The organism is Pedobacter frigoris (assembly GCF_032678645.1).
Lineage (GTDB): Bacteria > Bacteroidota > Bacteroidia > Sphingobacteriales > Sphingobacteriaceae > Pedobacter > Pedobacter frigoris_A.
Genome location: NZ_JAVTSP010000002.1, coordinates 198,288 through 218,812 on the forward strand (window position 1 = coordinate 198,288; position 20,525 = coordinate 218,812).

Genomic DNA, 20,525 nt, shown 5'->3' on the forward strand with positions numbered 1-20,525 from the left:
CCCAATGTCACTATTCACATATAAACAAAGGAATAATATTAATTTGCTGATTATAATCGCATTAGGTTGTTTAATCGCATATTCATTACTCGGTATTTTCAGTTCAATACTCAGTACACTTGTGTTGTATACGATACTTCGTCCTGCTTATCTTTATATGACGGATGTGAAAAAGATCAACAAGAGGTTCTCTGCGGTATTACTGCTTTTCGTTTCCATCGTCGTTATTATCTTGCCATTTTACGCTTTAAGTAGTATGGTGATCAATAAAATAGCAGAATTACAGAGTGACCCTTTGTACTTTAAAAACATGCTTTTTAAACTCAAGCACTTAATCCCAATGGGCGGCGATTTGCAAAATATTGTAGAGGACGGACTAAAAAAAGCAGGTGTATGGGCTACGGAGCTTTTCCCTTCGTTGATTTCCGGTGCGTTTAATATTGTCTTAGGGCTACTGATCATGTACTTTTTACTATACTTTATGCTGGTAGAGATGGATAGGTTCGAAGCGGCGCTAGTGAAATATGCGCCGTTCAGATCACAAAATGCAGTACGATTTGCAGAAGAGATGAGAAATACTACATATGCCAATGTTGTTGGTCAGGGGTTTATCGCTCTGGTTCAGGGTTCTCTGCTGGGCTTGTCTTTTTATGTGCTGGGGTATACAGATCCGGTTTTTTGGGGAGTTATTACAACTTTTATATGTTTTGTGCCAGTGTTAGGCCCCCCGGTTATTTTTGCGCCTGCCGCATTGATGCAAATAGCAAACGGTAATAATTTTGAAGGTTGGGCAATGTTGATTTTTGGCTTCGTGGTGATCATTAATATAGATAATGTGCTCCGGTTTATGATTGCAAAACGGGTTGGAAATATTCATCCTATTATAACGGTAATTGGCGTAGTTATTGGTATACCTTTATTTGGAATTTTAGGGTTGGTATTTGGCCCATTGTTATTGTCCTATTTCGTATTATTGATTAAAATATACGAAACAAGCGCTATGGCCTCGGAAAGATTGGAGAGAATTAAAACAATTTCAGATCATGATGAGTTATAATGAAACAGATTGCTGATAAAAACTAATTATTAAAATATAAAATTTAAATGTCATGAACGATAATTCAAAAGTATTAGTAGGTCTTCTGGCCGGTTTAGCTGCAGGTGCAGCATTAGGTTTGTTATTCGCTCCTGATAAAGGAAGTGAAACCAGGGATAAGCTAAGCCAGTCGTTGAAAGATCTTGGTGATTCAATTAAGGACAAAGCAGCAGATGAAATAAATAATCTTGCTAGTTTAAGAGATAAGGTTGTTGATTCTGTAAAGAGCAAACTCCGCCAAACAGAAGAGGAGTTTGTAGATGATGTTGAACACGCTTAATCACTTGTCTAAATCATAAAATAATGCAGGAAGAGAATAAAGAAAAGGGTATTGAAGACCTATATGAAGATGCGAAGGCTTATTTAGATACGAGGGTTGAATACACCCGTCTTTATCTGGTTGAAAAAGTATCTAAAATATTTGCCGATATTGTTACCAATGCAGCAGTAGCAATCTGCTTTATTCTGGCATTTCTCTTTGGTACATTTACCTTAGCGCTTTTTTTATCCGATGTATTAGGAAGCTACACAAGAGGGTTTGGATGCGTAGCGGTTCTTTATATTCTTTTGGCTCTTATTGTATATTATACGAAAGAAAAGTACATAGAGAAAGCGATAATTAACTTCACTATCAAGAACTATTTTAACAAACTGGCAGATAAGGATGATGAAGAGCAAAAGATACAACATTAGAAATCTTGAAGAACTGCATGCAATGGTATGCAGCTTAAAGGCTGAGAATGAGCTACAGGGAGAAGCTTTAGCTAAAGATACTAAAGCGTATCTTAAGCAGTTTACATTTGGAAGCCTTATTAAAAAGTACGCCACTCCTTCTGCTTTTCTAAAAATAGATGATAAATTGAATATTAGTAGCAGTGTGATGTCCCTGGTGCTTCCATTGTTGATGAATAGCACGCTTTTTAGAGGTTCAGGGATCATAACTAAGGCATTGGTAGGCTTAGCCTCTGGAAAAGTTGGTAAGGCTCTTGATGCTGAGCATTTATCAGCTATTTTTAATTCGGTTAAGTCCTGGTTTGGAAAGAAGAAAAAGCATGAAAAAGGTGAAGGGTATGTGGATTATGGAATTCCTCCCGACAGTGAAACCTATTAAAATAAAAAGGCCGTCTGATCAGACGGCCTTTTTATTTAGGCTTTATTTAAACCGTTGTTTTTATTTTCAACTCTAATAGCTGTTTGTCGTCAATAGTTGAAGGACTATCAATCATCACATCACGTCCTGAATTGTTTTTCGGGAATGCAATTACATCACGAATACTGTCCAGACCGGCAAATATTGAACACAGCCTATCAAATCCGAATGCGATACCGCCATGTGGAGGAGCACCAAATTCAAAGGCGTCCATTAAGAATCCAAACTGTTTTTGAGCTTCTTCAGGAGAGAATCCAAGATGTTTGAACATCAGTGCCTGTAAGGTCCTGTCATGGATACGGATTGAACCACCGCCTATTTCAGTACCGTTTACAACCATGTCATAAGCATTAGCTCTTACTTCACCTGGTTTTGTATCCAGCAGGGCAATGTCTTCTGGTTTAGGAGAAGTAAAAGGATGGTGCATTGCATGGTAGCGTTCTGTCTCTTCATCCCATTCTAGTAACGGGAAATCAAGTACCCAAAGAGCACTGAAAGTGTTTTTATCACGTAGTCCTAAGCGGGAGCCCATCTCTAAACGAAGTTCGCTTAATTGTTTGCGTACCTTATCCTGCAGACCCGCCATGATGAGTACTAAATCTCCAGGAGCTGTACTAAACGCATCAGACCATTTCTTTAATTCATCTTCATTGTAGAATTTATCTACAGATGATTTTAAAGAACCATCTTCGTTATGTCTTAAGTAAATCAAGCCTGTTGCCCCAATCTGAGGGCGCTTAATAAAGTCGGTCAGCTCATCAACCTGTTTACGGGTATAGTTTGCACATCCTTTTGCATTGATCCCAATCACCAGTTCTGCATTGTCAAAAACTGGAAAATCTTTACCCTTAACGATGTCATTGAGCTCCACAAATTGCATTTCAAAACGAGTATCAGGTTTATCTGATCCATACAAGCGCATTGCATCAGCATATTGCATTCTTGGAACTTCAGGCAGATCGATTCCCCTGATGTCCTTAAATAAAGTGCGGATTAATCCTTCAAAGGTATTTAATATGTCTTCCTGCTCGATGAATGACATTTCACAATCTATCTGAGTAAACTCAGGTTGCCTGTCGGCACGCAAATCTTCATCCCTAAAACATTTAACGATCTGAAAATACCTGTCGAATCCCGAAACCATCAACAGCTGTTTAAAGGTTTGAGGTGATTGTGGAAGGGCATAAAATTCACCGGCATTCATCCTGCTTGGTACAACAAAGTCACGTGCGCCTTCTGGTGTAGATTTGATTAATACAGGTGTTTCTACTTCTATAAAGTCCAGCCCATCCAGGTATCTGCGTACAGCCTGTGCCATTCTATGGCGTAAAACCATATTGTTGCGTACAGGATTTCTACGTAGATCGAGGTAGCGGTATTTCATGCGGAGATCATCCCCGCCATCAGTTTCATCATCTATTAAAAATGGCGGAAGCTTTGCTGCGTTTAATACTTCAAGAGCCGTGATCTTTAATTCAACTTCCCCGGTAGGCATTTTCAAGTTTTTGTTAGAGCGTTCTACTACAAGACCAGAAGCTTTAATTACGAATTCCCTACCCAGATTACGCGCTGCTTCACATAATTCACGGTTATCATCCATATTGAAAACCAATTGAGTAATTCCATATCTGTCGCGGATGTCAATAAATGTCATCCCTCCTAAATCTCTTGATTTTTGTACCCAACCGCATAGGATTACGTTTTCTCCCAGGTTCTTAATGGTTAAAGCGCCGCAAGTAGTTGTTCTTAGCATTATTAAAATAATTAAGCGGCAAAAATATTGATTTTGAACCACATATTTCAACCTGAGGTGATTTTACTTGGTATAATCAAAAATTATTAAATAGATGATGCAACGTTTCATTTATTACATTGTCATATATAGAGAATAAGAAGAACATTGGAAGCCGTATACATAGACAAACACATCAGCCTTGTAGATGAATGCCGAAAGGGCAATCGCAAGGCACAATTTGAGATATACAAATTGTATGATAAAGCGATGTATAATGCCGCTCTACGGATTGTGGGTGATGAGGCAGAGGCAGAGGATATACTGCAGGAAGCATTTTTAGATGCCTTTACAAGGATAGATAGTTTTAGGGCTGAAACCACTTTCGGCCTATGGCTTAAACAGATTGTAATTAACAAATCAATTAACTACCTCAGGAAACGTAAGGCCGAATTTGTGGGTCTTGATGATATTGATGTTGCCGAAGAAAGTGTTGAGCATGATAAAGAAGACCTGGAATTTAAAGTAAAGGAGGTTAGGGAAGCTATGACAAAGCTACCTGATGGATACAGAGTGGTACTGACCTTGTATTTATTTGAGGGGTATGATCACGAGGAAATAGCGCATATCTTAAAAATATCGGAAAATACTTCTCGGTCGCAATACCTGAGGGCAAAAATTAAACTGAATAGCTTACTAGAAAAAGAAAGGAGCATGAGATGAGCAAAAAAATAGAAGAGTACATTAAGGATAATAAAAAGGCATTCGATATTGGGATACCTTCTAAAGACCTTTGGAATAAGATCGAGGCGGCGCTGGATGAAAGAAGGCCGGAAAAGAAAAAAAAGCACTTGGGGTTGCTGTTTTGCTTAGGTGTAGCGGCATCCCTGATATTGGTAATGACTTTTATTTTCATGTCTACTTATCGTAATTATAAAAAAGAAGTTGAGATAGCAGATGTTAATCTGGGTTATGCAAAAAAAGAAATGAAGTTTGCCAGCCTTATAGAAGAGAAAAAGGACAGTTTGCAGATTTATGCTAAGGATAATCCTGATCTCTATAATAAGTTTAGCAATGATTTACTGGAGCTGAATAAGGACTATATTAAGTTAAAAAAAGAATTGCAACATAGTCCGGATCAAAAACTTGTTGTCAGGGCGATGGTGAGAAACCTTGAAATACAATTGCAGATCATCAACCAGCAATTATCGGTGATCAGTCAGGTGAATGAGTATAAAAAAGAAAATCAGATATGAAAAAGTTGTTGAAAATGATGTTCGTTGCGATGCTGATGGTTAATCTGGCAAATGCACAATCGGTTACCGCATTGAGTTTTCCTGCGCAGGATCAGGTAGCGGTAGTCAGTCATCAGACAATTGATCTGCAAAATCCGACACCTATTTTAATGCAAATTGAAGAGGGGGATCCAATAAAGTCAAAAAAAATAAGTAAGGTTTTCCCTGTGAGTAACGCAGACCGGGTTGTTTTGAACAATCAATATGGTACAATGGAAATTAAAACCTGGGCTAAGAAAGAAGTGAAAATTGACGTAGACATAAAGGTTTATGGCAGTAATGCTTCTGAAGCGCAAGAGTTGATGGATTTGGTTGCTATTGATGTGGTTAAGCGAAATGGTGAGGTGATTCTGGATACAAAACTGACAAATGGTAAGGGAAGAAATGGCAAAAAATGGAGGACGGAAGTGAAGATTAATTACCTTGTTTACATGCCTGAAGGTAATAATCTTGATTTAAGCCATGAATACGGAAATGTAACTTTGGGTGATCTGTCAGGGGCTCTTGATGCCACGATCCAGTATGGAAATTTCACTGCCGGAAATCTAAAGAGCGCAAAAAATAACATTTCGGTAAATTATGGAAGGTCAACTATAGCCAGTATTAACAAGGCAGAAATTGTGCAGCAATATGGTGCAGGAATATCCATAGGAATGGTGGAAACTTTAGATCTGGATGCTTCTTACGCAGCAGTTCAGATTAGCAATATCACAGGAAAAGGCACCATTGTACAACAATATGGCTCGGGGCTTACCATTGGTACTGTTCAGCATCTGGATTTAGATGCCTCATATGCAGCTGTAAATATAGGCGCGATTACAGGGGTTGCCAAAATAGTCCAGCAATACAGCAATTTAAATATTAATACGGCAAACACGATTAATGCCGATGCTCAGTATGCGAACATTACAATCGGGAGTTTGAAGGGGAATGGCACCTTTTCAATGCAATATAATGCTTTAACTGTAGGTGATGTGACCAGTGGATGTAAGTTGCTCGACGTTGATGGGGCTTATCTTAAAACAGCATTAAAGTTCAGTGAAGGATATAATGGAATACTGGATGTTGAGACTTCCAATACATCATTCAAATCCGGAAGTAGAGTACTGGTGAAATCAAACGGAGATGCACAGAGCAAAGTTTATTCAGGTAAAATAGGTTCCGGTGGAAATTCCAGGTTAAAAATTTCCTCTTCTTACGGTTCGATCGCAATTAATTAAGAATTTAAACCAAATGCAGCCGAAGCTTGTTGATGAATTCAGCAAGCTTTTTTTATATCTTAGCGGCAACATAATTTTACCATATGGAATTCTTAAGCAGTCCCGAAGCCTGGATATCACTCTTAACCTTAACCGTTCTCGAGATCGTCTTAGGTATAGACAATATTATTTTTATTTCAATTCTTTCAGGTAAGCTTCCTGAACATCAGCAGAAAAAAGGTCGTCAAGTTGGATTGGCCCTGGCTATGATCACCAGGATTCTATTGCTGCTTTCGCTGACTTGGGTAATGACATTAACAACGCCTTTATTCAATATCGGTTCGTGGTTCGGAGTGAGCAGTCCGGAATGGCTGGACAAGCTGGCCATCTCAGGAAGGGATCTGATTCTGATCATCGGAGGGTTGTTCCTTATCTATAAAAGCACTCATGAAATACATGATAAACTGGAGAGTGAAGAAGAAAAAGAGCAAAAAGGCAAGGTGTATTCTTTTGCCGGAGTAATTGTTCAGATCCTGCTGCTGGATATTGTTTTCTCACTGGATTCCGTTATTACGGCTGTAGGTATGGCTGAACATGTTGAAATCATGATTGCCGCAGTAGTTATCGCTGTAATCATTATGATGGTTTCTGCAAGTGCAATTAGTAATTTTGTAAATAACCACCCAACAGTAAAAATGCTTGCATTGTCATTTTTGCTGCTGATAGGTGTTTCTTTATTGGCGGAGGGTCTTGATCAGCATATTCCTAAAGGATACATCTACTTTGCTATGGCATTCTCGATCCTGGTTGAGATGCTGAATTTAAAGATGAAAAAAAATGCAAAAAAACCACTTGAGCTGAGAAATACTCCGCGCGAAGAGCAAACTGAAAAATAGTTCCTTTAAATGATTTCTTTTTTTGAAGCCTCCCTGGCAGAGCTTTCCATACACAGAATTGGAAATAAATCCCAGGATGAATTTTATGTGTTGTCCGAGCAATCGGTAGCCATCCAGGACAATATGCTTAGCAGTTTATTGCAGCAGTATTTTCTTGGACCTTATGAGAAAGTAAATGAAGTCTACCGGTTTTTTCATCCAAACTCAGACTTAAACCTGAATGAAGTATATCATTTTGTTGCCGAGATATTCGCCAATGGGGAGAAATTTCATGAAAATAGCAAGGAATTGGCAAAATACCTGTACGATGTTTCAGGTCATCCAAAAATAAAATCAGGGGAACTCTATCTTGCCTATTTCGAAAACGTACAGATTGAAGGAGAACTTCATGATGCCATAGGGATTTTTAAGTCTGAGACTAAAGAAACTTATCTAAAAGTATATCCTGAAAAGAGTGGGTTTGCTTTAAGTTATGAGGAAGATGCGATTAACATTAATAAGCTGGATAAAGGCTGCCTGATCTTTAATACAGACAAAAAAGAAGGATTTCGTGTTGCTGTTATTGATCACACCAATAGAAGTGCAGAAGCTGTTTACTGGAAAGACGAGTTCCTGAAACTGAAGATTAGGAATGACAATTTCAATCAGACCAACAATGTACTAGGTGTTTATAAGAACTTTGTGACGGAGAAGCTTGATCAGGATTTTGAAATATCTAAGGCTGATAAAATTGATTTGTTGAATAAGTCGATGAAGTATTTCAAGGAAAAGGAGAGTTTTGACCTCGATGAATTCTCAAATGAGGTCATTGGAAATGCGGAAGGTATAGAGTCGTTTAAAAATTATAAAAAGAGTTATGAGCAAGAGTTCGATGCTCCCATTCCGGATAGTTTTGACATTTCAGGCGCAGCAGTAAAAAAACAGGCGCGTGTTTTTAAAAGTGTGCTTAAGCTTGATAAAAACTTTCATATCTATATTCATGGTGATAAGGAGTTGATAGAGAAAGGCTTTGATGATGATAAGTTCATGAATTATTACAAAGTTTATTTCAAAGAAGAAGAGTAACTTTTAAGAAATTCCATAGCTCAGAATTGAGAATAAATTGTAGCTTTAAAAGTAAGCCAAATATTCCAATTCTATATATGAGCCAGGAACCACAAAAAAGCAGTATTTTTAAAGTAATAGGGGCCTCTTCACTGGGGACCCTGATCGAATGGTATGACTTCTATATTTTCGGAAGTTTAGCGACCATTATTGGGGCTCAGCTTTTTCCTGCTGATGCAGGTGCTTCTGCCTTAATTAATACGCTGGCTATATTCGCCGCTGGATTTATCGTTCGACCTTTTGGAGCGCTTGTTTTTGGAAGATTAGGTGATCTTATTGGCCGGAAGTATACTTTTCTTTTGACATTGGTTTTAATGGGAGGCTCTACTTTTCTCATAGGCCTTATTCCTTCATATTCCAGTATTGGTTATGCTGCACCCATATTGGTGCTGATCCTCAGATTGGTACAAGGACTCGCGCTCGGAGGTGAATATGGCGGTGCCGCTACTTATGTAGCAGAACACGCACCTTCTAACAAGAGAGGATTCTTTACCAGCTGGATACAGACCACCGCAACAGGAGGGTTATTCCTATCCCTTGGTATCATTGTACTTACAAAAAATATAATGGGAGCAGATGATTTCGCAGACTGGGGTTGGAGAATTCCTTTTCTGCTATCTATACTCCTTGTAGGAGTCTCTATTTATATCAGGATGAAAATGCATGAATCTCCAATGTTTACTAAATTGAAGAAGGAAGGTAATATTTCTAAAAATCCTTTAAAAGAAAGCTTCAGCCATAAGGCGAATTTTAAAATGGTATTGCTTGCTTTATTTGGGGCTACGATGGGGCAGGGCGTAATTTGGTATACTGGTCAGTTTTATGCCCAGTCGTTTATAGAAAATACTTGCAAGGTCGACTTTAACGAATCCAGGTATATACTCCTTTGGGGTATTGCTTTTGCTACACCTTTCTTTGTCATATTTGGTTCCTGGAGTGATAAAATTGGCAGGAAATGGATAATGCTTACCGGGATGCTGTTAGGGATTGTTTTTTACAGGCCAATTTATCAGGTTTTTCTGGATGATACAGATGTGAGCCACGTGTCGACTGAACAGGTTCTGAAAAGCGAGCCACCAGTGATCGAACGGGTACCGGCAGGTGCTGCAACTGATGTTTTGTACACAACATCCACACGAATTACACTGAAAAGCGGGATGTCGTACACAAAAGTTCAAACGGCGACCAAATACGAAAATGGTTCACCAGATACGCTGATAACGACCTATAAAGACAAGGTATTGGCTACGCCGGTTTTCTGGAAGTTCGTGGCCCTTATTTTTTTCCAGATCCTGCTGGTGACAATGGTTTACGGACCTATCGCAGCATTTCTGGTAGAGCTATTTCCAACAAAAATCAGATATACGTCCATGTCTCTACCTTACCATGTCGGTAATGGGGTTTTTGGGGGATTGGTGCCTTTTATTGCTACTTTGATTGCAAGTTTTTCAGGATCTACACCACTATCCGGACTTTGGTATCCAATAGGGATTGCCACATTGAGCTTCATCATAGGAGCAGTTTATTTGTCGAACAAAAAGCCTGATCACGGAGAGGCGGAATAATTTAGAAGATTATTATGAACGTACTAAAGAAAGCACTTGGATTACTTTGGATTATACTAGGTCCTGCATCTATCATATTTATGTTTATACAGGCATTTGAAAAGATTGGCTTGGCTCCAGAAGGAGTAGCTAAAACCAATACGGCTCTGCAATGGGGGATTATTCTATTTATTTTCATCCCCATCAGTACCGGTTTGGTCGTATTCGGATATTATGCCTTTAAAGGGGAATACGATAAGCTGCCTGAAGACTAAAGGATTAGATTCGTCATCTCACTGGTAGTAGAGATGACGAAGCATAGAATGGTAGGTTATATAACTCTTAAAAGTAGGCCTTTTAGGTACTCTCCTTCCGGAAAAGAAATACGGATAGGATGATCTTCAGGCTGACAGAATTGTTTGATGATCTGCACTTCTCTACCTGCGTCCAAAGCGGCCCAGGCAATGATTTGCTTAAAAGTTTCCAGGTCTACCGCTCCTGAACAGGAGAATGTCGCTAAAATACCGCCACTTTCCAACAGCAGCATCCCAAGTCTGTTTAAGTCTTTATAGGCACGGGCAGCTCTATCTAAGGCAGATCTTGACGGAGCGTATTTCGGCGGGTCTAATACAATCACATCAAACTTTTTACCTTCTTCTTTAAAGGCCCTCAGTTGTTTGTTTACATCTGATTGTATGCTATTCTGTTTGTCTTTAGAAAAGCCATTTAATTCCAGATTGTGCACTAGGGTTTCAATGGCGAGCGCTGAGCTGTCTACGCTGGTGACATGGGCAGCGCCTTTGTTCAGGCTGTTTAATGAAAATCCTCCACTATAGCAGAAACAATCCAATACCGTTTTGTCTTTGGTATATTCTGCAAGGATGAGCCTGTTTTCACGTTGATCACAATAAAAGCCGGATTTTTGTCCATCTGCGATATTGATATGGTAAGTAATCCCGTTTTCTTTTACTTCAATAAATTCAGGAGGGGCTTCTCCCCATAAAAGGCCTTGAACGGGTTCCAGGTTTTCATGTTTCCGGGCGCCCGCGTCACTCTTGTCAAAGATGCCTTTGGGGTTCAATAGATCCCTAAGAATTGTGATGATGTCCTCTTGTACGGCTTCTATTCCTGCACTCAAGACTTGCAGGGATAAAAAATCAGCATACTTGTCGACGATTAAGCCAGGTAAAAAGTCAGCTTCACTAAATACCAGTCTGCAGGTGTTTGTATTTTCATCCAGGACATGTGAACGGGAGGCGATAGCTTTGCTAAGTTTTTCCTGATACCATTGTTTGTCGATGGTAATGTTTTCATCCCATTCCAGCAAACGAAGTGCAACTCTCGACTGATCGTTGTAATAAGCATAGGCGAGAAATTCTTTATCTGCGGACTTCACTGCTACAATCTCGCCATTTTCGGGCTTCCCTTTAATCTTATCTATCGCACCTGAAAAGATCCATGGGTGGCGCAGGACTGCCGCTTTTTCTTTGCCTTTTTTAAGTATTACATCAATCATGCTGCAAAAGTAGCAGAAAATATAATGGCGGGCATACACGCCAGGTATAAAATTGTAATTTTACCATATGGAAGAGATAGCCTGGAATGATTTTGAAAAGGTTGAATTGCGTGCAGGGACAATAATAGAAGTATTTGACTACCCGGAAGCAAGAAAACCTGCATATAAAGTGAAAGTTGATTTTGGGGATTTGGGTGTAAAAATGAGCAGTGCTCAAATTACAAAACACTATACCAAAGAAGAGCTGACTGGCCGACAAATTATTGGCGTGGTTAATTTTCCGAAAAAGCAAATCGGGAAGTTTATGTCAGAGTTTCTGGTTACTGGCTTTGCTGATGAAAATGGAGATATTGTCTTGTCAGCATTAAATGGCAAAGTACCAAATGGAAGTAAAATGATATAAATACTATCTTTGAGGCATGAGCTTTTATAATTTTTCAGAAGAAGAGAATCCTGCAGCAGAAGATGAGCATTACATGCGTTTGGCATTGCAGGAAGCGCAGAAAGCATACAAGGCAGAAGAGATACCTATTGGAGCTATTGTTGTTTGTAAAGGGCGTATAGTCGGGCGTGGTTATAATTTGACGGAGCAGCTGAATGATGTTACTGCTCATGCTGAAATGCAGGCATTTACGGCTGCAGCGCAGACGCTCGGGGGGAAATACCTAAAAGAATGTACTCTATATGTTACCATAGAGCCTTGTGTAATGTGCGCCGGCGCCAGTTACTGGACACAAATCGGGAAGATCGTGTATGGTGCTGCAGAACCTAAAAGAGGTTTTACAACTAAAGGAGGACAATTACTTCATCCAAAGACAATTTTAAAAGGTGGTGTACTTGCAGATGAATGCGGGGCATTAATGACTCGTTTTTTTGTCAGCAAAAGAGGCTAAACTTTACAAAGTAAAGAACAAAACTTAACCCCTGAATGTTATATTTGCCTTATAGAAGCGAGTGCAGGCTATTTGTACCGTAAGAAATAAATTTTTTAAACTTAAATCATATAATATGGCTTTTGAATTACCTGCGTTACCATACGCAACAGATGCATTAGAACCGCATATCGATAAACAAACTATGGAAATTCACCATGGTAAACATCATCAGGCTTACGTAACCAACTTAAATAAAGCGTTAGAAGGCAAAGCTGAGGCAAGCCAAAGCATTGAAGAAATTGTAAAAAACATCTCTAAATTTCCTCCCGCTGTAAGAAATAACGGTGGCGGTCATTATAACCACTCTTTATTTTGGGAAGTTATAGGTCCAAACAAAGGAGGAGAACCTAAAGGTGAACTTGCAGAAGCAATCAATAAGGCTTTTGGTTCATTTGCAGATTTCAAAACTAAATTTGCTGAGGCAGGAGCAACCCGTTTTGGTTCTGGATGGGCTTGGTTAAGTGTTGGTGCTGATAAAAAATTAGTTGTTTCTTCAACTCCAAATCAGGATAATCCTTTGATGGATATTGCTGAAGTAAAGGGAACTCCAATTTTAGGCATGGACGTATGGGAACACGCTTATTATTTGAAATATCAAAACAGACGCCCTGATTATATTTCTGCTTTCTGGAATGTAGTAAACTGGGATGCTGTAGCTGAGCGTTTCAAAAAAGCTTAACGCTGAATATAAGAATACTTAAAAAAGGCCCTGGATATTTAATCCAGGGCCTTTTGTTTAGCTAATAATAATCCAATTACTTTTTATTTCTGGATTGTGATCAAAATTATCTTCTAAAGGTTTCTATTTTGTTTACATAAAAGATATCAATCGCGTCTTTTGGTTTATAAGCCGTACGGTAGGTAACATCAGTGCCGGTTTTATACTCTTCTATAATAGTTGATGTCCCCTTTGTTCCTGTTACATTTACAGTCTTGACCTCATTAGCAAGATTCGTGTAAGTCACTAAAGTAGAGATGGCGCTGTCATCGATGTCTTGCCAATCGATGGTTAGCCTTTTAAGTGTCGCATTATAGAGGGTAGTGCTTGGATTGAATACCCTGTTTACGATACCAGCAGCATACACATCTCCGTAGATAACACCACTTATATTTATAGGAACAGAAATATTTCCTTTGGCATCAAAAGTCCGGATTTCAAAGTTTATTCCTCCTTCATCCAGGTTGTCTACCAACACTTCAACAAGGTCGACTCCCTGGCTTCGTTTGATTTCCTTTTCGATCATGTTCTGTTTACCATTCCAGTATATTCTATACTTCACAATTTTCGGATCAGAGGTAAACAAACCTCTTACAATTGCTCTTTTGTTGCCCGGCAACACTTTAGCAGAATCCAATATTCCGGGATAAGAAATTTCTTTATCTCCTTGGAATTCCTTTCGATAGTCGTCTGTTTTTGAACAGCTACTCCCAAATATTAGTATACAAACCAATAATGAGAGAGAAGTTAATATATTCGTTTTCATATTCAGATATTTTTTATTTACTACCATAAATTTCTATTTGCGATGCCATTATTGCGAATGTGTTTTCCCAATTACGTAAAGATTTGATTCTTAGGTATCTGTATGCCGGTAATCCTGGTTCAAACTCTGTTTGCCAGCCTGCGAGTGCGGAAGCCAAATCCTCTGCAGTTTCCGTTCCTGAAGGTGATCCCGAAGGCTTTACAACAGACGTAGTGGCAATTTTTGTCCAACTGCTATAGCTTCCATCAGAAGAGGGGCTATTGCTGGCCCAAATTTCGAAATCACGAAGGTTAGCTCTAACATAATACCTATTTGCGCTTTCGGTACGTGGAAAAAATACAAAACGACTTAGAGCTTTAGTGACCCCGAGGTCAATAGTTATGGTTTGGGGTGTAGTAACTCCTTCTAATGTAAAGGCCCTTGGCCAGGAAGCAGTATTGTAATTTCCGTCCCAGAGATAACTCAGGAATGTCCCATAAGCCATAGTCGCATCACCAGGTAAATTATAGGCTGCAAATTTAGATTTGTCGAGCATCCCTTCACTATAAGGCGTAATGTCTGTGTATAAGGTATCTGTATGGTTTGCAAAACGATCCATTACCACGAATCCGTATTTGGTAGAAACTGGCTCTTGCCCTCTTATGGTAGTATTTCCGGCTTGAATCTGTGTATAGATTTTATCCAATGATTTAATAGTTCCATCAGCAGCTTTAATTAAAGGGACTATAATTACAGCTCCTTTGTCTTCATTGGTGAATTTGATATTCGGCCCACCAAAACCCGCGATGATTTTAAGACTCTCGTAAACCCTCTGTATTGCCGATTTTAGCGGCTTGATCTTCACCACTACGGGATCAGAAGCAACTTCGCTTTTTGTAACTGCATAAATGGTAACTTCACGTTCTTCAGTTGAGTTGATGCCGTCAATCAACAATTGGTTGCTATAGTAAGAGCTTACTATTTCTCGTTTTACTCCTGGTCTTATTTCATACATAGCTTTTACATATGATAAGCCTTCAGTTGATGGCAATGCATAAGTTAATAACGCACCGCCGCTTTTGTTTTCTACAGCAACGTTGGTCACCATACCTGGTTTTTCCTTACTGGTTTCAATAGGGCCATTAAGAACATCTCTTTTACAACTGAAAATTGCGATCAATGCAAATAAGAACATGCCGTACTTGCATCTGGTGTTTAATAGTGTTTTCATTTTCCTTAAAGTTTTACCATCCTGGATTTTGTACCAGGTTTTCGTTTACTAATAAATTATTTTCTGTTATAGGCCACAGGTAATCTCTTGGAGCGACGAATCTTTGGTTATAGAAGGTTATCTGTCTGTAATATAGTAAAATAGAAGATTGTGAAACATCCCAGCCCTGCGCATTTCCATTTAATTCCAAACCAGCAGTCTTCCATCTTCTTAAGTCCCAGAACCGGCTTCCTTCCAATGCAAGCTCTATACCTCTTTCCTGGCGAATAATGCTGCGCATGCCATCTTGGGTTGTATATTTAGTCGGATTATTCGAGAAATTTGTCCACGAGTCTTGTATGGTTCTCAAGCCCGATCTTTTTCTGATTCTGTTTAAATATTCGTATACATCTGCAGATGGACCTGAAGCCTCATTTGATGCTTCTGCATATAACAAGTATAAATCGGCAAGACGGAAGTTAGGCCATGGATATCTTTCTGTAGCGACAGCGTTACTAGCGCTCCAAACCCATTTCCAGCTAACTAACTTTTTAGCATAGTAACCGGAAGGTGGTTGCGGAGTACCAGTACTAGCCCCACCTAATCTTGCCTGCATGTTAAAAGTACTTTCGTCACTTCTGTTAGGAGCTGATTCTGCGAACCACATACCTCCATCGAAACATAGTGTTGCATAAAAGCGGTTTTCCCTGTCAAAATTTAATCGGGATGATGTGTATCCCTGCAGATTATTAAACCTTTCAGCTTTTACACCAACCCTTGTTTCAGATCTGTTCGCAAAATTAAGCGTTTTATCCTCGTTGGTTGGTACACCATTGGTGGTGTAAAACATATCCGCCATTTTCATAGTTGCACCTACATCAGCAATAGCTCCGTTACTTGATCCGTAAGAGCCATTGAAGTGTCCTACTGTTACAAACTGCAAGCCCGTGGTGTTGGTGTTGGGATTACCCCAGATGAGCTCAGAATTCTGCCATTTTTGGCTCACTGCATTACGCAGGTTCATCTGATATTTTGTGGTGTCACTAAGCTTGAAAGAAGAAGGTGGGAATTCGTACAATTTGATGCCAGCTAAGTCGCATGCATCGATAGCTTCTTTGCAAGCTTTGGCAGCTCTTTCCCATTTCTTGTCATCTTTCGTTGTACTCACCAATTGTACACCTTGTTTGTCTTTAAAGTTTGTATAATCTAAATTCCCATTGAATAATGGACTGGCCACTAATACCAGGGTCCTTGCTTTCATTGCAAGCGCTGCGGGTTTGGTAATCCTGCCCAACTCGTTGGTTGTGTTTTGTATGATATCAGGCAAATTAGCAGCAGCGAGGTCAAAGTGTTTTACAATAAAATTTGCCACACTGTCTACAGGCATGCGCCTTACCTTTAAGTTTTCAATAGGCTCATCAACTCCTGCACTCTCCTCAATTGTCGGAATAGGGCCATAAGCTCTAAATAAAATATAGTGGTAGTAGGCTTTGAGAAACTCTCCTTCCGAAATCCATCTATTGCGTTCGTCAAGTCCGATATCTGGTACTTTGGTCATGTCTTTCATGTTTGTTATGAAGATATTGCAGTCCCTGATGGCTTTGAACATCGATTTTGCAGTGGATATGCCGTTGCCGCCGTCCCAATAATTGTAATATGGTGCTACGACATTCTGGTTTCCTTTAGGAATATTCGAAGCAGTGCCATCTGATCTGCTAATGAGCGGCGTACACATCTCATCTCCTCCAAGGAAAGCAGGGTTTGAACTGGTATTTCCGTCGTCAGGCAAATAGGAATAGCAGGTAAATAGATATTTCTCTGCTTCTGATCTCAGCGCAAATGCATTTTCTATTCGAGGTAAGTTATCTGGCACAACATCAAGAAAACTCTTTTTACAGGCCAAGCCAAATAACGTTAAGAACAAAATCATCCCGGATAATTTTATATGGACGTTATTTTTACTGGTTTTTTTTGTGTTTATATATTTCTTCATCTTAATCAAATTGAATGTTAAACCTAGATTTGGTTATAAGCCTACTGTTATACCAAAGTTGTAAACTCGTTGCAATGGATAACCGAGTCCATTGCCTCCCATTTCTACGTCCCAAGTTTTGAAACTGCTCATCGTAAAAATATTTAGAGCGCTCACATACACTCTGGCTTTTCCTAACCCGATTTTTCTAGCTAGTTTGTCCGACAAGTTATATCCCAGATCCAATTGCTTTAATCTTAGGAAATCCCCTCTTCTTAACCACCAGCTGGACGCCTGCGTATTATTATTGATAGCAGTACTGCTCAATCTTGGCCAAAATGCATAAGCATCTCTGTTGTCTTCACTCCAATGGTCCTGGGCAATAATATCCAGGAGTCCTGACTCAGCACCTGCTGCTGAAGCAACAAATGGTGAAATTCCGCCGTTAGATCCAGAATTGATGAAGAAAGACGAACGTGTTGCTCCCTGAAAAAAGAAACTAAAATCGAATTGTTTAATCCCAAATGAGCCTCCAAAGCCATAAATGATTTCCGGAGCTGAAGGTAAGCCAATTGGTACTATATCAAGGTTACTGATTATTCCATCATTATTGATGTCACGGTACTTGATATCACCAGCACCATATACGCCAAAGTTTTGTCTTGGAGAGTTTCTTACCTCTGTTTCATCAGTAAATAAACGTTCTGCTACCAAACCGTACAATTGATTGATCGGCTTTCCGGTTCTGTCTAAATGCTGAAGGGAACCCGGGTAATTGGGCTGTTCATTAAATATGACATTGCTGGTAGCATAGGTAAAGGTAGAATACAGTTTTGCCCAATAATTTTTATTGAAATTCTTGTTATAGTTAAATGAGAAATCAATACCCTCGCTGCTGGCCTTAGCGATATTCGCAGATGGTGTTACCTGCAAACCAGATGTGCTTGGGATATTAGTTCTGACTTGTAAAATACTTGAGGTATTTCTTCTGTAAGCCTCTACTACAAAATTGAAATCGTTAAATAAAGACAACTCTAAACCTATATTGGATTGTTCTGAACGCTCCCAGGATATTTGATTATTGGCATATCGGGAAGTACTGATTCCATTTCTGAAATAACCATAATTCTCACCAAACGTGGCGGCATAAGTCCCGGAATTCAAATTCACCTCTGAAAGGTAAAAAAAGCGGTCCGCGTCACTGCCTATCTGGTCGTTACCAATGGTTCCATAACTTCCCCTAAGCTTTAGGTTGGTGATGACCTTGCTTAACGGTTCCATGAATTTTTCTCTGGTTATGATCCATCCGGCACTGATTGCCGGAAAGAAGCCATATCTCTCTCCTGCAGCAAAACGTTCAGAGCCATTGTATCCAAAACTAAAATCAATTAGGTACTTATTTTGGTATGCGTAATTTGCTTGTCCCAAGAAGTTAAGATTCCTTTTTGGCAAAGACAGCTGTAAACTAGAGGCATTGCCATTGGCTGAGGAACGGATAGTAGTGATACCGCGGATACCCACAGTATGGTCATCACTAAAAGTGCGCATATAGTTAACGACCGCTTCCCCATAGATAACAGTGCTTACATTTTTAGCTCCTGGACTATAACTTAGGTATTCAGTTGGCGCGGTGCCAATTTGAGGTTGGCCGGGAGTTGTTTCGTTTAGTAGCGTCAATACATTCGTCCCGCCTACATTTCTCGCCTGATAATAAAAAGGATTGTAGCTTCGCGATAATGTAAAATCAGCGTCACGTTGTGTAAAAGCCATTGCCCTGAATGATAATCCCTGGGTAATTTCGTCAAGATTTTGGTCAATTGTAATTTGAGGGATCAACTGAGCCCTGTCATATTGCTGAAAGCCAGATACAGAAGAAGCGAATGGATTACTATATAAGGCATTCGTTGAGCCAGGAATTAATGTGCTTCCGAACAAGGTATGTTGTGCATAAGGCCTATAGCTTTGAGGATAGAATGCCGGGAATGCAACCGGGTTACTTGAAGAGGCAAGCGAGAATATCCTCGATCCACCGCCAACAGGTGAGTTGATATTGTCAAATGTACCGCGCATACTTACCAGGGCTTTTGTAGTCTTGGTAAAATTGATGGTAATGTTAGATAACAGGGAATAGGTACGAGCCCTGACATTGCTGTTGAAATTGCTGTTCGTCGGCTGCTTTAACAAGCCGTTATTGTCATCATAGGTTAGACTCACATAAAAATTGGCCTTGTCATTTCCTCCGCTAACATCAAGATTTGCCGCAAGATTGTGTGTGTAATCCTTAATCAATACATCAATCCAGTCATTGTTGGGATAAAGAAAAGGGTCCATTCCAGCGGCCGTGTTGTCAATCTTATTGTTGGAATAAGGCTCATTTTGCCTGGTGTTACCGGTATTTTGAAAATCCCTTGTAGTAACAGCTTCGTTGGCTAAACGCATGTAAGTGATGTTATCAGCCAGCTTATACATTTTTGTATTACCTGAGATTCTGTTTTCCACCCTTAAATTGATCATTGTTTTGCCTGATATTCCTTTCTTCGTTGTAACAAGCATTACTCCGTTTGCACCTCTGGAACCATATAATGCAGTAGCAGCAGCGTCCTTAAGCACAGAAAAATTATCAATATTGTCAGGCTGCAATCTTGCTAAGTCTGTAGGTGTACTTTCAATACCGTCAATATAAATCAGGGGATCCTGTTTACCGGTACCAAAAGAGCCTACACCCCTCACAAAGAAGTTTGCATTGTCTTGTCCGGGTTCACCACTTCGCTGGTAGGCAATAACACCCGGAATCCGGCCCGCAAGTGTTGTGGTCAGGTTACTGGTTGGTCCCTTTAGGTCTTTGGCACTGATTGTAGTAACAGACCCGGTCAACGAAGTCTTTTTCGCACTACCATAAGCTACAACCACAACCTCTTCCATTGTGTTTTTCTCATCAGCTTCCATAACGATATCCAGCGTGCTCGCTTCTTTTACGGCAACTTCCTGAGGCTTGTAGCCTACAATAGTGAATCTCAACCTGGCAGTTGATGGATTGGTGACTTCGAGGGTGAAAGTTCCATTGGCATTTGTTACAGTGCCCTGGTTTTGCTGACCAATTATGGTTACAGAGACACCCTCGAGGAGCTCTTGGTCATTGCTCTTGACCGTTCCCTTAATTGTCCTCTTTGTTTGTGCAAAGGAAGTAATGGAAAACAGCATCATTAAAAATAGTAATACTCTCATCATACGGTTTGGTTTTTAAATTAAATTTTAGGATTGTTTGAACGTGAAGAAGATCACGCTAGTCTGTAATTATAGTTTGCATTGGTGGTAACTGTAAGTGGTTTGGTTCAGCAACTAAATTACGCGACTGTTTAGAGTAGCTATACAACTATAATTGTAAAGTCTTAAACTTTTTTACCTTAAAATTT

General features: G+C 39.6%; 20 protein-coding genes. 14 read left to right on the forward strand and 6 right to left on the reverse strand.

Features of this window, described 5'->3' with window-relative positions; translation table 11 throughout:
* Window positions 1-4 precede the first annotated feature (4 nt).
* Genes R2Q78_RS07280 through R2Q78_RS07295 form a run of 4 tightly spaced genes read left to right on the forward strand, consistent with a single transcriptional unit; the run spans window position 5 to window position 2,207 of the window.
* The gene (locus R2Q78_RS07280; protein WP_316790337.1) at window positions 5-1,057 is read left to right on the forward strand and encodes an AI-2E family transporter; all 1,053 of its coding nucleotides are present in this window, start codon (window positions 5-7) and stop codon (window positions 1,055-1,057) included.
* A 52-nt stretch (window positions 1,058-1,109) separates the two neighbouring features.
* The gene (locus R2Q78_RS07285) at window positions 1,110-1,376 is read left to right on the forward strand and encodes a YtxH domain-containing protein (RefSeq protein ID WP_316790339.1); all 267 of its coding nucleotides are present in this window, start codon (window positions 1,110-1,112) and stop codon (window positions 1,374-1,376) included.
* A gap of 23 nt (window positions 1,377-1,399) precedes the next feature.
* A complete protein-coding gene (locus R2Q78_RS07290; RefSeq protein ID WP_316790340.1) occupies window positions 1,400-1,789 on the forward strand; it encodes a phage holin family protein in 390 nt (129 codons plus the stop codon).
* Window positions 1,761-2,207, forward strand: coding sequence for a hypothetical protein (locus tag R2Q78_RS07295; protein ID WP_316790342.1), 447 nt, complete (start codon window positions 1,761-1,763; stop codon window positions 2,205-2,207). The genes R2Q78_RS07290 and R2Q78_RS07295 overlap by 29 nt, the downstream gene beginning before the upstream one ends.
* Window positions 2,208-2,253: 46 nt before the next feature.
* Here the strand turns inward: R2Q78_RS07295 and aspS are convergent, their stop codons facing one another.
* Window positions 2,254-3,999, reverse strand: coding sequence for an aspartate--tRNA ligase (aspS, locus tag R2Q78_RS07300; RefSeq protein WP_316790346.1), 1,746 nt, complete (start codon window positions 3,997-3,999; stop codon window positions 2,254-2,256).
* A 147-nt stretch (window positions 4,000-4,146) separates the two neighbouring features.
* Between aspS and R2Q78_RS07305 the strand changes: the two genes are divergently transcribed.
* The 7 genes from R2Q78_RS07305 (at window position 4,147) to R2Q78_RS07335 (ending at window position 10,291) form a co-directional block, all read left to right on the forward strand.
* Window positions 4,147-4,701 (forward strand): sigma-70 family RNA polymerase sigma factor, encoded by a 555-nt coding sequence (locus R2Q78_RS07305; protein WP_316790348.1) that lies wholly within the window; start codon window positions 4,147-4,149, stop codon window positions 4,699-4,701.
* On the forward strand, window positions 4,698-5,234 hold the full coding sequence (locus R2Q78_RS07310) for a hypothetical protein (protein WP_316790350.1): 537 nt from the start codon (window positions 4,698-4,700) through the stop codon (window positions 5,232-5,234). Before R2Q78_RS07305 ends, R2Q78_RS07310 begins: the two co-directional genes overlap by 4 nt.
* Complete coding sequence (locus R2Q78_RS07315; RefSeq protein ID WP_316790352.1) at window positions 5,231-6,493, forward strand: hypothetical protein; 1,263 nt, start codon at window positions 5,231-5,233, stop codon at window positions 6,491-6,493. Before R2Q78_RS07310 ends, R2Q78_RS07315 begins: the two co-directional genes overlap by 4 nt.
* Before the next feature lie 83 nt (window positions 6,494-6,576).
* Window positions 6,577-7,368, forward strand: coding sequence for a TerC family protein (locus tag R2Q78_RS07320; RefSeq protein ID WP_316790354.1), 792 nt, complete (start codon window positions 6,577-6,579; stop codon window positions 7,366-7,368).
* Window positions 7,369-7,377: 9 nt separating this feature from the next.
* Complete coding sequence (locus tag R2Q78_RS07325) at window positions 7,378-8,433, forward strand: nucleoid-associated protein (protein ID WP_316790356.1); 1,056 nt, start codon at window positions 7,378-7,380, stop codon at window positions 8,431-8,433.
* Window positions 8,434-8,510: 77 nt separating this feature from the next.
* Window positions 8,511-10,037 carry an MFS transporter gene (locus R2Q78_RS07330; RefSeq protein WP_316790358.1) on the forward strand — a complete coding sequence of 509 codons (1,527 nt, stop codon included), beginning with the start codon at window positions 8,511-8,513 and terminating at the stop codon, window positions 10,035-10,037.
* Between the two features lie 14 nt (window positions 10,038-10,051).
* Window positions 10,052-10,291: a DUF6814 family protein gene (locus R2Q78_RS07335; RefSeq protein ID WP_316790360.1), complete on the forward strand. Its 240-nt coding sequence runs from the start codon at window positions 10,052-10,054 to the stop codon at window positions 10,289-10,291.
* Between the two features lie 56 nt (window positions 10,292-10,347).
* Here the strand turns inward: R2Q78_RS07335 and R2Q78_RS07340 are convergent, their stop codons facing one another.
* Window positions 10,348-11,532 carry a class I SAM-dependent rRNA methyltransferase gene (locus R2Q78_RS07340; protein WP_316790362.1) on the reverse strand — a complete coding sequence of 395 codons (1,185 nt, stop codon included), beginning with the start codon at window positions 11,530-11,532 and terminating at the stop codon, window positions 10,348-10,350.
* 67 nt (window positions 11,533-11,599) lie between these two features.
* Here R2Q78_RS07340 and R2Q78_RS07345 point away from each other — a divergent pair, with 67 nt between their 5' ends.
* The 3 genes from R2Q78_RS07345 to R2Q78_RS07355 all read left to right on the forward strand — a co-directional run bounded on the left by R2Q78_RS07345 (window position 11,600) and on the right by R2Q78_RS07355 (window position 13,146).
* On the forward strand, window positions 11,600-11,935 hold the full coding sequence (locus R2Q78_RS07345) for a tRNA-binding protein (RefSeq protein WP_316790364.1): 336 nt from the start codon (window positions 11,600-11,602) through the stop codon (window positions 11,933-11,935).
* Between the two features lie 16 nt (window positions 11,936-11,951).
* Window positions 11,952-12,425 carry a nucleoside deaminase gene (locus R2Q78_RS07350; RefSeq protein ID WP_316790365.1) on the forward strand — a complete coding sequence of 158 codons (474 nt, stop codon included), beginning with the start codon at window positions 11,952-11,954 and terminating at the stop codon, window positions 12,423-12,425.
* 115 nt (window positions 12,426-12,540) lie between these two features.
* On the forward strand, window positions 12,541-13,146 hold the full coding sequence (locus R2Q78_RS07355) for a superoxide dismutase (RefSeq protein WP_316790367.1): 606 nt from the start codon (window positions 12,541-12,543) through the stop codon (window positions 13,144-13,146).
* 106 nt (window positions 13,147-13,252) lie between these two features.
* On the opposite strand, the gene R2Q78_RS07360 is transcribed toward R2Q78_RS07355, so the two are convergent.
* The 4 genes from R2Q78_RS07360 to R2Q78_RS07375 form a co-directional block, all read right to left on the reverse strand.
* The gene (locus R2Q78_RS07360; RefSeq protein WP_316790369.1) at window positions 13,253-13,951 is read right to left on the reverse strand and encodes a DUF4998 domain-containing protein; all 699 of its coding nucleotides are present in this window, start codon (window positions 13,949-13,951) and stop codon (window positions 13,253-13,255) included.
* A gap of 13 nt (window positions 13,952-13,964) precedes the next feature.
* Window positions 13,965-15,161, reverse strand: coding sequence for a DUF5000 domain-containing lipoprotein (locus R2Q78_RS07365; protein ID WP_316790371.1), 1,197 nt, complete (start codon window positions 15,159-15,161; stop codon window positions 13,965-13,967).
* 13 nt (window positions 15,162-15,174) lie between these two features.
* Window positions 15,175-17,070, reverse strand: a complete 1,896-nt coding sequence (locus R2Q78_RS07370; protein ID WP_316790373.1) for a RagB/SusD family nutrient uptake outer membrane protein — start codon at window positions 17,068-17,070, stop codon at window positions 15,175-15,177.
* A gap of 96 nt (window positions 17,071-17,166) precedes the next feature.
* On the reverse strand, window positions 17,167-20,340 hold the full coding sequence (locus R2Q78_RS07375) for a TonB-dependent receptor (RefSeq protein ID WP_316790375.1): 3,174 nt from the start codon (window positions 20,338-20,340) through the stop codon (window positions 17,167-17,169).
* Window positions 20,341-20,525 lie beyond the last annotated feature (185 nt).

Excerpts from the sequence above, each read along its gene's own strand:
- R2Q78_RS07350 (WP_316790365.1), top strand. The coding sequence starts at position 11,952 with ATGAGCTTTTATAATTTTTCAGAAGAAGAGAATCCTGCAGCAGAAGAT.
- R2Q78_RS07285 (WP_316790339.1), top strand. The coding sequence starts at position 1,110 with ATGAACGATAATTCAAAAGTATTAGTAGGTCTTCTGGCCGGTTTAGCT.
- R2Q78_RS07315 (WP_316790352.1), top strand. The coding sequence starts at position 5,231 with ATGAAAAAGTTGTTGAAAATGATGTTCGTTGCGATGCTGATGGTTAAT.
- R2Q78_RS07320 (WP_316790354.1), top strand. The coding sequence starts at position 6,577 with ATGGAATTCTTAAGCAGTCCCGAAGCCTGGATATCACTCTTAACCTTA.
- R2Q78_RS07290 (WP_316790340.1), top strand. The coding sequence starts at position 1,400 with ATGCAGGAAGAGAATAAAGAAAAGGGTATTGAAGACCTATATGAAGAT.
- R2Q78_RS07355 (WP_316790367.1), top strand. The coding sequence starts at position 12,541 with ATGGCTTTTGAATTACCTGCGTTACCATACGCAACAGATGCATTAGAA.
- R2Q78_RS07375 (WP_316790375.1), bottom strand. The coding sequence starts at position 20,340 with ATGATGAGAGTATTACTATTTTTAATGATGCTGTTTTCCATTACTTCC.
- R2Q78_RS07330 (WP_316790358.1), top strand. The coding sequence starts at position 8,511 with ATGAGCCAGGAACCACAAAAAAGCAGTATTTTTAAAGTAATAGGGGCC.
- R2Q78_RS07365 (WP_316790371.1), bottom strand. The coding sequence starts at position 15,161 with ATGAAAACACTATTAAACACCAGATGCAAGTACGGCATGTTCTTATTT.
- R2Q78_RS07370 (WP_316790373.1), bottom strand. The coding sequence starts at position 17,070 with ATGATTTTGTTCTTAACGTTATTTGGCTTGGCCTGTAAAAAGAGTTTT.
- R2Q78_RS07345 (WP_316790364.1), top strand. The coding sequence starts at position 11,600 with ATGGAAGAGATAGCCTGGAATGATTTTGAAAAGGTTGAATTGCGTGCA.
- aspS (WP_316790346.1), bottom strand. The coding sequence starts at position 3,999 with ATGCTAAGAACAACTACTTGCGGCGCTTTAACCATTAAGAACCTGGGA.
- R2Q78_RS07360 (WP_316790369.1), bottom strand. The coding sequence starts at position 13,951 with ATGAAAACGAATATATTAACTTCTCTCTCATTATTGGTTTGTATACTA.
- R2Q78_RS07335 (WP_316790360.1), top strand. The coding sequence starts at position 10,052 with ATGAACGTACTAAAGAAAGCACTTGGATTACTTTGGATTATACTAGGT.
- R2Q78_RS07340 (WP_316790362.1), bottom strand. The coding sequence starts at position 11,532 with ATGATTGATGTAATACTTAAAAAAGGCAAAGAAAAAGCGGCAGTCCTG.
- R2Q78_RS07295 (WP_316790342.1), top strand. The coding sequence starts at position 1,761 with ATGATGAAGAGCAAAAGATACAACATTAGAAATCTTGAAGAACTGCAT.
- R2Q78_RS07310 (WP_316790350.1), top strand. The coding sequence starts at position 4,698 with ATGAGCAAAAAAATAGAAGAGTACATTAAGGATAATAAAAAGGCATTC.
- R2Q78_RS07280 (WP_316790337.1), top strand. The coding sequence starts at position 5 with ATGTCACTATTCACATATAAACAAAGGAATAATATTAATTTGCTGATT.
- R2Q78_RS07325 (WP_316790356.1), top strand. The coding sequence starts at position 7,378 with ATGATTTCTTTTTTTGAAGCCTCCCTGGCAGAGCTTTCCATACACAGA.